Below are 15427 nucleotides of genomic sequence, written 5' to 3'. Positions count from 1 at the left end.
ATAAGGGGAGAGCGTTGTTGCATGTTGAATGGGAGAGAATGTCAATCTACTGGTACTGATATCGAAGCTAGAAAATGAAGTTTGACAAAATATTAATTGCCAATCGGGGAGAAATCGCCCTTCGCATTCTCCGCGCCTGTGAAGAAATGGGAATTGCGACGGTTGCCGTTCACTCCACTGTTGATCGTAATGCGCTACACGTCCAACTTGCCGATGAAGCGGTTTGCATTGGCGAGCCAGCCAGCAGTAAAAGTTATTTGAATATTCCCAATATTATTGCTGCAGCCTTAACGCGCAATGCGAGTGCTATTCATCCTGGTTATGGGTTTTTGGCAGAAAATGCCCGATTTGTAGAAATCTGTGCAGACCATCATATTGCCTTTATTGGCCCGACTCCAGAAGCTATCCGCTTGATGGGTGATAAATCTACGGCTAAAGAAACCATGCAACGGGCTGGGGTGCCTACAGTTCCAGGTAGTGAAGGACTGGTAGAGTCGGAGCAAGAAGGATTAACACTTGCCAAGGATATCGGTTATCCAGTGATGATTAAAGCTACAGCTGGTGGCGGTGGACGAGGTATGCGGCTAGTGCGTTCTGAAGACGAATTTGTCAAACTCTTTTTGGCGGCGCAAGGGGAAGCAGGCGCAGCCTTTGGTAATTCTGGTGTTTATATAGAAAAATTCATTGAGCGTCCGCGCCACATTGAATTTCAAATTCTAGCAGATAACTATGGTAATGTTATCCACTTAGGTGAACGGGATTGCTCGATTCAGCGCCGCAACCAAAAACTGCTCGAAGAAGCTCCTAGCGCAGCTCTAGACCCAGATCTACGAGAAAAAATGGGACAAGCTGCTGTCAAAGCCGCTCAGTTTATTAATTACACTGGGGCTGGTACCATTGAGTTTCTTTTGGATAGATCGGGTCAATTCTATTTTATGGAAATGAACACCCGGATTCAAGTCGAACATCCCGTAACCGAAATGATTACTGGGGTAGACTTGGTTGTCGAACAAATCAGGATTGCCCAAGGAGAAAGACTCCAGCTGACCCAAGACCAAGTTGTTTTGCAGGGTCATGCGATTGAATGTCGCATTAACGCCGAAGACCCTGACCATGACTTTCGCCCTTCCCCAGGAAGGATTAGTGGTTATCTACCTCCTGGTGGACCCGGTGTGCGGATTGATTCCCACGTTTACACCGATTACCAAATTCCGCCCTATTACGATTCCTTAATTGGAAAGTTAATTGTTTGGGGACCCGACCGCCCCACAGCCATTAACCGAATGAAACGGGCTTTGCGGGAGTGTGCTGTCACCGGTCTACCCACAACCATTGGATTTCATCAAAAAATCATGGAAAACCCGCAGTTTTTACAGGGTAATGTCTCTACCAGTTTTGTCCAGGATATAAATAGCTAAGGGATTGGGGATTGGGGATTGGGGATTGCACTTCTCTGCGAGACGCTACGCGTAGCTTGCTTCCACGTAGTGGTACGGCTCCGCTATGTTACCAGGGATTGGGGATTGGGCATTGGGCATTGGGGGAGAAGAGAAAGTAATATTACCATGCCCCATGCCCCATGCCCCATACTTCGGCTTCGCTCAGTACAAGTGCCCCATGCCCTAATTGACACGCGACAACATGGTGAGCAACCCTTGCTGACCTAGTAGAATTTCTCGTAGCAGACTGAAAATACCAACCCAAATTATGGGAGTGATGTCCACCCCGCCGATAGGTTGTACCAGCTTTCGCATCGGTACTAAAAAAGGTTCAGTTGGCCAAGCTATGAGATTAAAGGGCAAACGATTCAGATCAACTTGTGGATACCAAGTGAGAATGATGCGGAAAATAAAGAAAAATGTCATCACTCCCAACACCGGACCGAGAATCAAAGCAGTCAGGTTAACACCAGTCATCGATTTGAGCTACCATCTGTGAACAAGCAGAAAATTTTAAGCTTTGTAAAGCACTCTCTCTCATTTTAACCAAATGCGGTCTCTTTCTTCTATGAATGAAACAGCAAACACGCTTTTGGGCGGTTATTGTTTCCTAGCTCATGGTGAGCAATCTCCTAGATGCTTCTCAAGGAACTGATACACCATTAGAATTAATATGATGAAGTGTGTAAAAAAAGGTTGAGAACTATGACACCTGCTTTAGCAAATTTTCTTTGGAGTCTGGTTTGGGGTGCAGCGATTGTCGTGATCCCAGCAACAGTGGGGCTGATTTTCATTAGCCAAAAAGATAAAATCCAGCGTTCATAATCATTTAGGGAGTTAATTCGACTCTCATAACCGATTTTTCTGTCAGCTATTTCCCTCGATCCACTAGTAGTCTGTCAATTTTGTTTTGAGGGATTTTTGGCAGTGTGAGCGTCTCGCTCACGCGGGCAAGATGCCCGCACTACAGTCCATCATTTTTATCTTGACAGAGTACTAGGAGCGTCAATTGCTCTGGGAAGAGACAAGGTTACTTAGCTGACAGATATCAGCTTTTTTAGCTTGAGCTAGATAGCTTCAGAGCATCTTTGCCAGATGCTTTGAAGTTTTAATATCTAAATATTGTGTCTGATTAGAGTAGTGATTTTAATTGTGACTCGCTAACATAGATTTGATATTGGGAAAACAGCAATGATAAATTTTGGGCTGAATTCAGCCAGTATTCTGGCTCAGGTAAATTTGGGGACGAACTCAGCCAGTATTCTAGGAATTTTCCTGGCTGTGGCTGGAGCAGCACTGTATTTTTTGAGGACTGTGCGTCCAGAATTGTCACGAGATCAAGATATATTTTTTGCGGCGGTAGGCTTACTTTGTGGTTTTATTTTGATCTTCCAAGGTTGGCGGTTAGACCCAATTTTACAATTTGGTCAGCTGCTTTTAGTCGGCACTACTGTATTTTTTGCAGTTGAAAGTATTCGGCTGCGAAGTATAGCTACCCAACAAGCCAAGCGCAATACGCCGATTGTAGACGAAGACCGACCAGTGAGTAATAAATATTCCTATGAACGGAGGTATAAAGCCGAGGTAGATGCAGAATTAGAACCTTTGCCTTATGAAGAGGAAGAACGCCCCCCCCGTGCGCGAATTCGGGGTAGTAGGGATGAGCGATCGCCTCGTGATGACTACTATGAAGATCAACCCCCGCGTCGTTCTGAACGCCGCAGCAGCACTGAAAGACAAGAACCAACGGATAAAACGCCCCGACGTAGTTCAGGACGGGGAGCAACTCGTCCAACTCAAAGAGACGATGATGATTGGGGTTCGGCCCCTAGGGAAGTTGATGATTGGGAAAGTTCTTCTGGAGAAGTCAAAAAACCTACCCGTCGTGGTAACAGTAGCCCTCAGCGTCCAGAAAGTCGTGATGAAGATGTTACCCCCAAACCCAGAAGGCGTCGTCCGCCTAGTGACTCAACTCCTCGCCGAGAACGGGAGGATGATGACGCGATCCCCACTGATTATGTAGATTACAAACCGATTGCAAAGCCCGATGACGATGCAGATAATTCGACCAATTTTGGAAATTATTAAAATATTCAGGGTGGATGTAGGCTGATAGGCGACGGAAAATAGTTGAGGTGAACAAAATTACGCCTAGATTTTGGCTCCAAAGACCCATTCATTGGAGCCTGGTTTTTAGCTTGGTAAGTGTGCTTGCATCTTGTAGTTCCAACGATATCCCCATTGGGCCTACCTCCCTCAATAGTCGCTACACCGAAGAACAACCGACTTTGAGCGGAAATGGGCGCTTTTTAGCTTTTGTTTCCAATCGTAATGGTAATCACCAGCTGCTAGTTTACGACTTGGAACAGCAACGGTTTATCGGCACACCAGGCTTAAACCGACGGGAAACAATTGCCGAAAGTCCTAGCCTGAGCTACACAGGGCGTTATATTGTTTATCTTACTAGCGACCAAGGTAGACCAGTTGTGGCGCTCTACGATCGCGCTATCCAACAATCGCAAATTCTCACCCCAATCTATCGCGGCCTGGGTCAGAAAGCCTGGGATCAGTCCAGATGGACGTTATGTTGTATTTGAAACAGCTAGCCGTGGTCAGTGGGATATTGAAGTTCTAGACCGAGGTCCAAATATAGAGTTAGATATTCCCAATGGTACCCCCGTGAGTCCACCGCCATAGGAGTAAGGAGTAAGGAGTCAGGAGTCAGGAGTAATGAGTAATGAGTAATGAGTAATGAGTAAGGAGTAATGAGTAATGAGTAATGAGTAATGAGTAATGAGTCAGGAGTAATGAGTCAGGAGTCAGGAGTCAGGAGTCAGGAGTTAGGACTGACAAATGACAAATGACTAATGACTAATGACAAATGACTAAATATTTTGACACTCTCAGGTCTAAAGACACTGAGATTCTACAGACAGAGTAAAACTCTCGCTACGACCGTCAAACGCCGTCTACCTAGTCACTCTAAGTCAAGCTTAGGTTTCTAGCTACTTTTATTTTTTCCAATGCTTTGGTGAATCCATCACTAAGCCAAGACGCGGTACGCTCCGCAACAAGCCTTTATTTGCTCTTTCCTGTCATACTGCGCCAGGACTTAAACCTAACCGTTGTTTCATAGGAGCCGGGATTTCTCCGATACTAGGATGCTTCAACACGCAGATGTTTTTTGTTCTTACTCACAATCTGATTTTAACACAAATACCACTGCGACTGAAGTCGCTCGTGCCGCTGACCACGAGCGGTCTGAAGACGCTGAGTTTCCCGCATCCCGCGTATTCCTATGAAACCCTCTATTTTGATTTCTGTGTTTACTTGCTTAGGTTTGACTGGGTGTTTTGGCTACCCGCGTCTGTTGAGTTATCCGTTTGATTCGGGGGGTCGGAGTTTGAACAGTCTAGCCTCGGAATTGAATCCGCAAATTTCGGGGAGATACATTGTTTTTACTAGTGACCGCCGAGGTAGCCCTGATGTGTACATGTTTGATACTGTAACTAGCAATTTGGTTGATGTGCCCGATTTAAATTCCTTCGATACGATCGCCTCTCATCCCAGCGTTTCTAGTGATGGTCGCTACATCGTTTTTGCTGCTAGTCGTCAAGGGCGATCCGCTATCTTCCTCTATGACCGAGAAACACGTCAATCACGGAATTTAACTGCTAATTTGCAAGCCGAAGTCCGCAACCCCGCCATTAGCGCCGATGGTAGTAGGATTGCTTTTGAATATAGTAATAGTGGACAGTGGGATATTTTAGTTTATGACCGTTCGGGACAACCATTAAATATCCCTCAAGATCCTCGGTGAGGAAGATGGGGAGAGGGGGAGATGGGGAGACAAGAAAATGATCATAGACTCTTGACTCCAAACTCCTCACTCAGCACTATTTATTTTCTAACTGTTGTACAGATTCGATGAGCGATCGCACTTGTGAAGTTCCCTGGGAAGATTCAAAGGAGAGGGGGAATTTACCCCTGACTATCATCCGCAAGCCGAGGGGTGCAAGACTGAGCAATCCTTTTAAATCTCGAAAATAATTACCTACGACTTGTAAACCAAATTGACGTTCATCAATCCAGCCACCTGCTTTGACTAACTCTATTAATACTTTGCGGTGACGAATTGTGCGGCTGTCACTGGCTTGTTTACGTGAGAGAATTTCTTGTTTAATTTTGGTGATTTGCTCTAGGGGTGCGACTTCCATTGGACAAACAGAGTCGCAGTATAAACAACGGGTACAACCCCAAACGCCTTTAGTACCTTCGTTGTAATTTTCTAGGCGAGTTTCGGTTTGGCGATCGCGTCCGTCTGCTACCATGCGGTAAGCTTTAGCTAGGGCGTGAGGTCCGACAAAATTTGGATCAACTTCACGGGCGTTGCATTCAGAATAACAAGCTCCACACATGATACAATTGCCAGTCTGATCGAGGCGCGATCGCTCTTCTGGTGTTTGCAAAAATTCCCTTTCTGGAACTTGTCTTGCTGCTGTACTCACATAAGGAGTAACCGCCTCGAGATTATTCCAAAAACTGTTCATATCTACGATTAAATCCTTAATTACGGGCATATTGCCTAAAGGCGCTACCGTAATTTCTGGAATAGTATTTTTCTGAGGTTCTGACGATGAGATATTTTGTAATCTGGCAATTTCGCTCCCAACATTTTCCTTACAAGCTAAAGCCGAACGTCCGTTGATTCGTATAGCGCAGCTACCACAAATGGTATTGCGGCAATTTTTGCGAAATGCTAAAGTCCCATCTTGCTCCCACTTAATGCGATTGAGACAATCCAAGATTGTATTGCCAGGTTCTGCCTCCAAAAGGTAAGTTTGCACTACAGGGGAGGAATTTTGCTGCTGTCGAATGACCTTAAAAAGAATGTCCATTACCACTCACCAAAATTTTCAAGTTACTACACTCATCAGAGAAATCATGACTATAGGCCGAGGACTCCAAAAAATAAGCTATACTTTTTTTGGCCTTGATTCCAGGTTAGCTGTTAATAGGCTGATGATTAAAGACCTACTGATTTTAATTTCAGGATAACCATTAAAATTTTAGTTGTAGAATGGCGATTGGCGACATTTGTCTCCAGATCTACGTCCAACAGCAAAAAAAGGTAATCATTGCTTCATATTTAAATCTACTGTAGTTAGTTGCTCCAAGTCCGCCAGTCAAAAATCCAAAGGCAATAGGGAAAGATCTATTGCCTCTTGCCCTTTGCCTACTCGCTTACCATGACTCTTGACTCTTGGTAATTTACCTCTTGGCTAGAGTCAGTGAGATAAGTCACATTGGCAGAGGGACTTGTGTTTATGCCCTGCATAGAAAAATTAACTAAATTAAATCCACCTTAGGTTATCACTAGATCTTCATGTCAACAGCAATCAGAGCCACGGGCTGAAAAATCCCTTAATGGTTGAGCTAGCGGAAATTTTCTTGTTATATAGAATTGTTAAATCTGATCATGAAGATTTGGTACAAGCAACAAAGCACTGTATAGATGTGGGAAAATTTATTCTTCCCTAAGACAGACCTGCAGAATACTATGACCGTTTTTTGGCTCAGTCCGATAAACAGGATGGAATTGCCTTACTATCAAGAAAATCAACTCACTCCTCAAAACTACCAGTCTAAATTTAGATGAATTTTGATAAAAGCCTTATGGCAATACTCACCACGTCAATAACGGGCTAGGAAAATCCTTAGCGCTTTTTACCTGCCGTGAGCTACGATATTTAGCTAAGAACTTTACCAGCAATTTAAATTCAAAATAAAACAACTATTTTGCTATTATTAGTCCATGCTAGTATTTAATATAAAATTACGAAGTCACAAAACCTGTCTCAATAGCCGTATACGCACGGCTACTACTGTTTTGTTTCTTTGTAATGTAGAGACAAGTAATTTTACGTCTCTACTGGCAGGAGAAAAGGGTGTATACCTGTAGAACCCTATTCAAATACTATGCTGTCCCAAGCTTGAGAGTATGAGTAGGGAACACCCTATAAATCACAGGCAAGAAAGACAAGCACTGAAAGTGGAAAACCTGCAATTTTTGGGGTCTACGACTTATTTGTAGTAGAACTCAAACAATTTGTAAAGGTGGCTGAAAGTTACACCGCTACAATAGCGCCAAAAGAAAAACAAATGATTTCCGATGGCGAATGATGGTTAAAAGTGCCGTAAAATGACCGAAATTAATGCTTGTGACAACCATGACCTTTAATTTGTTGTGGACAAGCATAATAGAGGTTTTTGGGCTACCTCCCCTATCCGCAGGAATTAACCCCTCATCCTAGGGACTCAGTAGCTTTGGAAAGATGCTAAAAAGCTAAATACTGGCATGAAGACGACATCGTTTATCAGTTTGGAGAAAGTAAGGAAATTTTGAGCATAATGACTGAAACTGCAACCGCGCCATTAACCGGAAAAACACTACTTGCTAAAGTAAAAGAACTTTCCAATTTACCACGTCGAGAAAGAGCCAAACAGTGTGGCTATTACACTGTTACTAAAAATAACCAGGTTCGTGTCAATCTCACAGATTTTTATGATGCCTTGTTATCGGCCAGAGGAATCCCTCTGAGTCCAGAAGCACCCAAAGATGGGCGTGGTCGTGAACCGACGTATCGTGTTAGCGTGCATCAAAATGGCCAGATTGTGATTGGTGCCACATACACCAAAGCAATGGGCTTAAAGCCTGGGGATGAATTTGAAATTAGACTGGGATACAAGCATATTCACCTGATCCAACTCGGTGAAAGTGATAAAAAATTAACCCAGCCAGATCTAGATGAAGAGGATATTGATGACGAAGATCTAGAAGACGAGGAGTAAATTTTTCTCATAGTCGGGAGCGGTTTAGGGAACTTCAAAAAATAAAAACAACCATTTGAAGTTGTTGACCGTTGACAATAAGCAGTCAACGGTCAACATTTCCGATTGAATATTTTTTTAGTTGGTAGTCCCTAAAATCTAAAATCTAAAATTCTGCGGGGTCTTGCTCGTACCCCAAAAATCCAAAATCCAAAATCTAAAATTCGGAGGGTCAAAAACCTAGATTTTTTGGACTTTTGACTCTTGACCCCCCTAGACTAACTACCAAAACCAGGGATTAAACGCTTGAGGGCGCGACCGGCAATGTCGCTATAATGGAGTTCGCCACAAAGTATTTGACCCATGATTTGGGGACCAGAAGGGCTTTTGACACCAGCTTTGTAACCAATGTTGGGAAGACGATAGAATGCTGCAGCTATTTTTTGTGCCCAGGCCATATCAGAACCCCATTGTTCATTAATGGCATTAGTGTATTCTTCTAAAGCGTTGATATTACCAGAAAGTGCTTGATTAATGGCAGCTGCTGCTAGCAACCCGCTAAAAATTGAGGGGCGAATTCCTTCAGCTGTCAACGGGTCAACTACACAAGCCGCTTCCCCGGCTAAAATTGCATTTTGGGTATGCAGCTTTTGCTTACCATCCCACAGGCAAAGGGGATGACCATATTGTTTGCTAGTTTTGACATCTAAATTAAATGATTGGGCGTATTCATCCAAAATCTGCTTAAAATTTTGGGGTTGGCCACCGATGAAAGTACCGACACCAATCGAATAACCATCATCCTTGGGAAAGTTCCAGATGTAGCCATTTTTGATTAAGCCAAACTCAAAATGTGCCATAGATTTATTCGACACATCTGCAGCTACTTCTGCCTCCAACGCTGCTGCTAAACGGCGTTTGCGGTCTTTGAAGCCTAGCCATTTTGCCATAGAACCTTTGGCGCCGTCAGCCGCAATTAAGTAGCGACCTGAAACTGGGCCATTGGCTGTATTAACATGCCAATAGTCGCCTTGAAATTCAATACCAGTGACTTCTGTATTGTCTTGCAGTTCAGCACCTTGCTTTTGGCCTTGTTGCACGAGGAAATAGTCAAAAACATCTCGCCTAACCATCCAAACTGGTTCTTTAATGCCGATTTTTGCTTCTACGGGGTCGCCTAATTTCCAGGTAAAGCGAAGAGTATCTACTTTCGCTGAAATCGCTGGGCTAAAATCAAAGTCAAACCATTGGGCGACTATGGGTGACACACCACCGCCACAGGGTTTATATCTTGGTAGGGATGCTTTTTCCACTACTAAAACGGAGTGGCCTTGCTTGGCTAAATGATATGCAGCGGTTCCACCAGCGGGTCCGGCACCGACGATGATGCTATCGTACATCCTGAATGTTGGCTCCTGAATTTAGTTTTTTTCCTGTGTATCTTTTTTCTATTAAGAGTCAGTCTCCGTAGACTTTAAATAATATCGTCATACCGGGCTTTCGTGTACATAGTTGATCATGAATACTTAGTTAAGCAATAGGGACACAAGTTTGTTGTGTCCCTAAATATGGTACGTATTTCCAGGGAATGAAAACATTTACAATTAAGATTGACACTCTCAGGTCTAAAGACACTGAGATTCTTTAAGACTTGCTTAAAAGGGATAGTCAAGTATCCCCCTAGACGCTCAAAACAACTACCCAAAGGTATTGCAATTGCGCTTACTTTTCTTTTTTTTGTTTTCCGAGTCCATCACAACGCCAGTTCGGTACGCTTCATGTTTTCCCATTACAAGTTTTACCCAGAATCGCCACCTGTGCGAATGCGAGGTAAATCAGGGGTTACTCCTTACAAAACACTTCAACACGTAGATGGTTATTCCTACTCACAATTTGATCATATCATTTTGCACAGGTGTTAAAACAAGCCGTGGCGTGTTTCCTCCACTGTCTAAAGCCAAGTGGCTTCTACACGACCCGTGATGTTTTTGTGAGAGTTATTAGGCTTAACTTCTCACTCCTGGTTTGTGATTTTTTAGACAGTGGAGATGTCTTTTTCCTTTTCTACCAGCAGTTCATCGATTCTGGCAATATATTTGTTTGTCAGTTTTTGCAGTTTGTCCTGCTGATCGCGTGCTTCATCTTCAGGGATAGCGGCGCTTTTTTCTTGTTTACGAATAGAGTCCATAGCATCACGGCGGATATTGCGAATACCAACGCGACCTTCTTCTGCATACTTGGTGGCGAGTTTGACTAATTCTTTACGTCTATCGCTGGTCAACGGCGGAATATTCAGGCGGATGACAGAACCGTCATTACTGGGGGTTAAACCCACATCAGACAAAGAAATGGCCTTTTCGACTATATTCAAGCTCTTCTTATCGTAGGGCTGAATGAGGATCGTTGAGGCGTCTGGCGTGCTAATATTTGCCAGTGATTTTAGGGGTGTGGGTGAACCATAGTAGTCCACCAACACTTTATCTAGTAAACTCGCATTGGCGCGACCAGTGCGAATAGTGTTAAAAGCGCGTTGAGTTGCTTCAACGGTCTTTTGCATCGTACTCTCAGCTTCAGATAATGTCACAAGAACCTCCCACAAGGGTGCCGATAGATTCTCCCATGACTGCGCGGTGGATGTTACCTCTCACCGTTAAGTCAAAGACAAGAATGGGGATATTATTTTCTTTACACAAGGCGATGGCGGTACTATCCATTACCCGCAAATCCTTAGCCAAAACGTGGGCGTAGGTGAGGCTAGTGTAACGCTTGGCCTGGGGATAAATATGGGGGTCAGCATCGTATACGCCGTCTACCTTGGTGGCTTTAAAAATCACTTCAGCATCAATTTCTGCGGCTCTTAAGGCTGCAGCGGTGTCAGTGGTAAAGAAGGGATTTCCCGAACCAGCACCAAAAATTACCACCCGTCCTTTTTCTAGGTGACGGATGGCGCGACGACGAATATACGGTTCTGCTAATTCTTGCATAGCGATCGCGGTTTGAACCCGCGTCTGTACCCCTATATGTTCTAGCGAATCTTGTAGCGTCATGGCGTTCATTACCGTGGCAATCATGCCGATGTAGTCAGCGGTGGCGCGGTCCATACCCGCCGACGCCGCTTTGACGCCACGAAAAATATTGCCGCCACCAACGACGATAGCGATCTGAACGCCAGTTGCTACCACCTCTTCTACTTCCTGGGCTATTCCTTTGACCACTTCTGGATCAATGCCGTAGCCCATATTGCCCATTAAGGCTTCACCGCTCAGTTTGAGTAAAACCCGTCGGTAATTCGTTCCCATGAAGTTACGCTTTATCGAAAAAGTTGCAATTGCCTCCAATTTAAGATAACAGCACAGTGTCCCCCTGTGTCTAGTTCCGCCAGATTAATGAAGTACCGATGGCTTCAGTTTCCCAAATGCGTATGTCTTGACCATTAAACAAAGCGGCGATCGCGTTTCTCAGATAATCCTCTCCCACGGCTGATGGGTGTTCGGGATGATCGTCAATCCTTCCTTTATATCGGACTATACCATTTCTATCTATTAAGAACGCCATTGGTGTTTTAGTAGCACCAAAGCTGCGGGTCACATCTTGAGTTGGGTCCCACAGATAGGGGAAGTTCAATTTGTGACTCTGGGCAAAAGCTTTCATATTTTCAAAGCTTTCCATAGTCTGCCGATTAGCATCATTACCATTCAATCCAATCAATGTCAAGCCGCTGTTGGTAAATTCTGCTTGAATATTTTTGAGCCTGTCTACATACAACCCTACGTAAGGACAGTGGTTGCACATGGAAATGACGCCCACGGCGCGGAACTTGTTAAGGTAACGGCTGAGATGGTGTACTTGATTGTCAATTCCTGGCAGTTCAAAATCTGGTGCATAACTCCCAACGGTCGTATCAATTGTTTCTACTATATTCATTTTCTTGGCCTGGCAGGAACTAGGAACAAAAAAATTCGGGCAAATTTAGCCTCACTTTTGTGTTGCAAGCCACTCCTTAGGCAATGCTGGATATGTCAATTATTTTATAAACGAATTTTGTTACCGTAAATTGTAAAACTACTGAATCTAATACTGGTGCTAATTTCAGCACACCACATGAAATGTCATAATAAAGATAACTGCTACAAACAAATCCAAGTCTGTGCCTGATATTCATCACCTGGGTTGATAAATTTCTCATCATGACTACTACAACCGCATTTACCTCGACAAAAACCTGGATTTGGCAAGGTTTTCCCATCAGCTATCAAAGTCAAGGCACTAGTGGACCTGCTGTAGTGCTGGTGCATGGCTTTGGCGCTTCCTGGGGGCACTGGCGTCAAAATATCCCTATATTAGCCGAAAATTGCCGTGTTTATGCTATAGATTTAATTGGCTTTGGTGGTTCAGCTAAACCCAAGCCTGGTGAAAACATAGCGTATACACTGGAAAATTGGGGACAGCAAGTGGCAGATTTTTGCCGCGAAGTTGTCGGTGAGGCAGCTTTTTTAGTGGGAAATTCCATTGGCTGTATTGTGGTTATGCAAGCGGCGGTTAGTAACCCCGATATCGCCTTAGGAGTAGCCTTGCTCAACTGTTCTTTACGCCTGTTGCACGATCGCAAACGGGTAACTCTACCCTGGTCTCGTCGCTTTGGTGCGCCCCTCTTGCAACGGCTATTATCAATCAAACCAGTTGGTGAATTCTTTTTCAATCAACTTGCCAATCCCAAAACTGTGCGGAAGATTCTACTCCAAGCCTATGCTAATTCGGCGGCGGTGACAGATGAACTAGTAGATATTCTGATAGCACCAGCAGGTGATCCAGGGGCTGGCGCTGTGTTTCTTGCTTTTACGGCTTATTCCACAGGACCGCTACCGGAAGACTTGTTACCTATTTTACCTTGCCCTGCAATTATTTTATGGGGAACTGCTGACCCTTGGGAACCAGTTGATTTAGGTAGAGAGTTGGCAAATTACCCCCAAGTACAAAAGTTTATTCCCCTAGAAGGGGTAGGACATTGCCCCCAGGATGAAGCGCCGGAGTTAGTAAATCCGATTCTACTCGATTGGATTGGGCAGATCAATCCTTGAATTTTTCGGAAACTTTGGATTTTGAAGCAATTACCAAAGATTTTCGTAGGGGCGCAAGGCCTTGCGCCCCTACAGTGTGTCTATCTAAAACAACGGGAATCCCACGTTGCTGAATCCGCTGCTGCGGCGGAATCGCCTGCTTCCGGAGGTGTATGCGCCACCCAGTCCGCTGAAGGTGCCAACGCCTACTGATTGGCTTCTATAGTCACTTGCTGAAGAAGAAATACCTCCACCTAGTATAGATGGATATGGATATGGCATATATATACCTCCTACAGGTGGATAATATATATATCCGCCGGCTATCAGTTGCTGTTCTTCTGTGGATAGCTCCACAAGCAACTCGGAATTGATGAATTGATCTGACATAATTGTTACCCTCTTTTTTGCACATAAATGTGACAGAAATATGTTTCCTTTACATATGTCTGTCACAGCTATGCTTCTATTTATAAATAAGTTTTCTCTTAATTAAATTATTCTAAAGTTATAAATTAGCAGGCGAAAGTTCTGGCTATTGGTTTATACCAATTCCCGTCTAAGGTTGAATGAAAATATTTTGTCCGTAATATACTTTCATTCAACTTAGATCTGTGATTTAAATGCTGCGTAAGTTTCAATGCGATTCAGTTAAGTAGAATCGTGAGATGGGTTTCGCCAAGACTCAAACCAATTTACACATTTTTATTTTTTCTGGGCTTAACCAAACCGTACTGAAATACATCCATAAAACCAGTGTTTACACCTCAATTTTCCATAGTGAATGCTTATTCTATTAGTCTGTTAATTTTGATTTGAGAATCATCAAATTAGCGACTAGTAAAGAACCATGCCATTATTAGTATTATTTGAATTCAAGCTCTTTGTCGTTTCGACTAAGCCACCGCTTCCCATACCGTTATTCAGCATTGGATTCAACAAGTCATTGTTAGGGCTTAGTGGCGAGAAAGGAAAATTTTGTTGAGAATTTATAGGTAAAACCTGACCGCCAGATATAAATTGTTGTTGCTCTACAGTTAACTCTACAAAAGACTCGGATTTGAGAATGAGAATTTGAACTGACATTTTTTGCCTCACTTACTTTTATAGGTGGGTGATAAGCTATGAATAGCTTTGACTTTAGACTCTTGATACTGGACAGCCTACAAGCAGAAATAAATAATAAATATTTAATCAATCTAGGCGTGCATCAGCTTAAATATGTTTCTAGTTATAAACATTTAATTTGTCAATTTAATTAGTCTCTGGTTATAAATTGATAAATTAAAATTCTATCTTTTGGCTAATTTATATGGCAGAATCAGGACTTAATCAAGCGGCACATATAGTAATCATATTTGGTTTCTGATTGGTTTATGAAAGAATCCGAATCAATACTGCTCGGTTAAGGAAAATCGTAGGTTGGGTTGAGGCTCTGCGTACTCCTTCGGAGAACCCGCAGGGTAACCCAACAAAGCCCCGTCCATGTTGGGTTTCGTTCCTCAACCCAACCTACGAATTTTAAGTTTTTTGAGCAAAACCTACGCAGTATTGGAATCCGAATATCTGTATTGTGGACATTACCGACCATTGAGCTTTGAGCCAGAAATTTATTTCACGGCTCAAAACATACGCAGTATTGTGGGGGTAGCCCATTAGTAATTACGAATTACTAATTGTCAACCTAGATGAGGTTTAATATCATTCTGATTGCCTCTTAAACTAGGATATTTCATGATGAACACTTATTTATGAAAATAACCTATTGAAATAAGTAGCCAAAAAATCCGGGGATGTATTCTGTCCTTCAATACCAGAAGGTAAAGCGTATTTTATGGTGGCTGACATGGTAATTTGTGAAAAATGATAGCCAGTTTTTTGCGTAGAAAGATAACCGTAACCTGGAATATTCGTTTGATTTTCGGCTGAGTTTTGAATGTCAGTCTTCTGGATGAAAAAATTAGTTTCGGCGTAAGGATTCAAGTCTTGTCCAGCCGTTATGGTTTCCTGCTCTTGTTCAGATAAATCCCTAAACAAGTCAGAATTTGTGAATTCATGATTTTCGGACATATGATTACTGTTTCACACTGATAAAAATCT

15 protein-coding genes and 1 pseudogene are annotated in these 15427 nt (G+C 43.2%); 7 read left to right on the top strand and 9 right to left on the bottom strand.

All coding sequences use genetic code 11. The features are described 5' to 3' along the window. Positions 1-74 precede the first annotated feature (74 nt). Positions 75-1418, top strand: coding sequence for an acetyl-CoA carboxylase biotin carboxylase subunit (gene accC / locus HEQ19_23425; protein WYM02014.1), 1344 nt, complete (start codon positions 75-77; stop codon positions 1416-1418). 204 nt (positions 1419-1622) lie between these two features. Here accC and HEQ19_23420 read toward each other — a convergent pair whose 3' ends face one another. Continuing rightward, complete coding sequence (locus HEQ19_23420) at positions 1623-1916, bottom strand: YggT family protein (protein ID WYM02013.1); 294 nt, start codon at positions 1914-1916, stop codon at positions 1623-1625. Between the two features lie 228 nt (positions 1917-2144). Here HEQ19_23420 and HEQ19_23415 point away from each other — a divergent pair, with 228 nt between their 5' ends. The 4 genes and pseudogenes from HEQ19_23415 to HEQ19_23400 all read left to right on the top strand — a co-directional run bounded on the left by HEQ19_23415 (position 2145) and on the right by HEQ19_23400 (position 5259). Next, the gene (locus HEQ19_23415; protein ID WYM02012.1) at positions 2145-2264 is read left to right on the top strand and encodes a photosystem II reaction center X protein; all 120 of its coding nucleotides are present in this window, start codon (positions 2145-2147) and stop codon (positions 2262-2264) included. 366 nt (positions 2265-2630) lie between these two features. Next, positions 2631-3527, top strand: coding sequence for a Ycf66 family protein (locus HEQ19_23410; protein WYM02011.1), 897 nt, complete (start codon positions 2631-2633; stop codon positions 3525-3527). A gap of 47 nt (positions 3528-3574) precedes the next feature. Continuing rightward, positions 3575-4136 (top strand): annotated as a pseudogene (locus tag HEQ19_23405) (hypothetical protein). 601 nt (positions 4137-4737) lie between these two features. After that, complete coding sequence (locus HEQ19_23400; GenBank protein ID WYM02010.1) at positions 4738-5259, top strand: Tol biopolymer transporter periplasmic protein; 522 nt, start codon at positions 4738-4740, stop codon at positions 5257-5259. A 76-nt stretch (positions 5260-5335) separates the two neighbouring features. Here HEQ19_23400 and HEQ19_23395 read toward each other — a convergent pair whose 3' ends face one another. After that, entirely contained in the window at positions 5336-6337 is a 1002-nt protein-coding gene (locus tag HEQ19_23395; GenBank protein WYM02009.1) for a succinate dehydrogenase/fumarate reductase iron-sulfur subunit, read from the bottom strand. A gap of 1513 nt (positions 6338-7850) precedes the next feature. Here HEQ19_23395 and HEQ19_23390 point away from each other — a divergent pair. After that, complete coding sequence (locus HEQ19_23390) at positions 7851-8291, top strand: AbrB family transcriptional regulator (GenBank protein ID WYM02008.1); 441 nt, start codon at positions 7851-7853, stop codon at positions 8289-8291. A 257-nt stretch (positions 8292-8548) separates the two neighbouring features. Here HEQ19_23390 and HEQ19_23385 read toward each other — a convergent pair whose 3' ends face one another. The 4 genes from HEQ19_23385 to HEQ19_23370 form a co-directional block, all read right to left on the bottom strand. Further along, on the bottom strand, positions 8549-9670 hold the full coding sequence (locus HEQ19_23385; protein WYM02007.1) for a geranylgeranyl reductase family protein: 1122 nt from the start codon (positions 9668-9670) through the stop codon (positions 8549-8551). 635 nt (positions 9671-10305) lie between these two features. Then, a complete protein-coding gene (gene frr / locus HEQ19_23380) occupies positions 10306-10854 on the bottom strand; it encodes a ribosome recycling factor (protein WYM02006.1) in 549 nt (182 codons plus the stop codon). Further along, entirely contained in the window at positions 10841-11569 is a 729-nt protein-coding gene (gene pyrH / locus HEQ19_23375) for a UMP kinase (GenBank protein ID WYM02005.1), read from the bottom strand. The genes frr and pyrH overlap by 14 nt, the downstream gene beginning before the upstream one ends. Positions 11570-11639: 70 nt before the next feature. Continuing rightward, the gene (locus HEQ19_23370; protein WYM02004.1) at positions 11640-12194 is read right to left on the bottom strand and encodes a thioredoxin family protein; all 555 of its coding nucleotides are present in this window, start codon (positions 12192-12194) and stop codon (positions 11640-11642) included. A 263-nt stretch (positions 12195-12457) separates the two neighbouring features. Here HEQ19_23370 and HEQ19_23365 point away from each other — a divergent pair, with 263 nt between their 5' ends. After that, the gene (locus tag HEQ19_23365) at positions 12458-13348 is read left to right on the top strand and encodes an alpha/beta fold hydrolase (GenBank protein ID WYM03561.2); all 891 of its coding nucleotides are present in this window, start codon (positions 12458-12460) and stop codon (positions 13346-13348) included. Positions 13349-13432: 84 nt separating this feature from the next. Here HEQ19_23365 and HEQ19_23360 read toward each other — a convergent pair whose 3' ends face one another. The 3 genes from HEQ19_23360 to HEQ19_23350 form a co-directional block, all read right to left on the bottom strand. Further along, positions 13433-13717, bottom strand: a complete 285-nt coding sequence (locus HEQ19_23360) for a hypothetical protein (protein ID WYM02003.1) — start codon at positions 13715-13717, stop codon at positions 13433-13435. Positions 13718-14164: 447 nt separating this feature from the next. Further along, positions 14165-14413, bottom strand: a complete 249-nt coding sequence (locus HEQ19_23355) for a hypothetical protein (protein ID WYM02002.1) — start codon at positions 14411-14413, stop codon at positions 14165-14167. Positions 14414-15076: 663 nt separating this feature from the next. Next, positions 15077-15397, bottom strand: coding sequence for a hypothetical protein (locus HEQ19_23350; GenBank protein WYM02001.1), 321 nt, complete (start codon positions 15395-15397; stop codon positions 15077-15079). Between the last annotated feature and the right edge of the window lie 30 nt (positions 15398-15427).

Origin of the sequence: Gloeotrichia echinulata CP02, from assembly GCA_038087035.1 — a bacterium.
Taxonomy (GTDB): Bacteria; Cyanobacteriota; Cyanobacteriia; order Cyanobacteriales; family Nostocaceae; genus Gloeotrichia; species Gloeotrichia echinulata.
The sequence above is the reverse complement of the archived record's forward strand: the minus strand, read 5'-3'. Positions and strand labels throughout refer to the sequence as shown.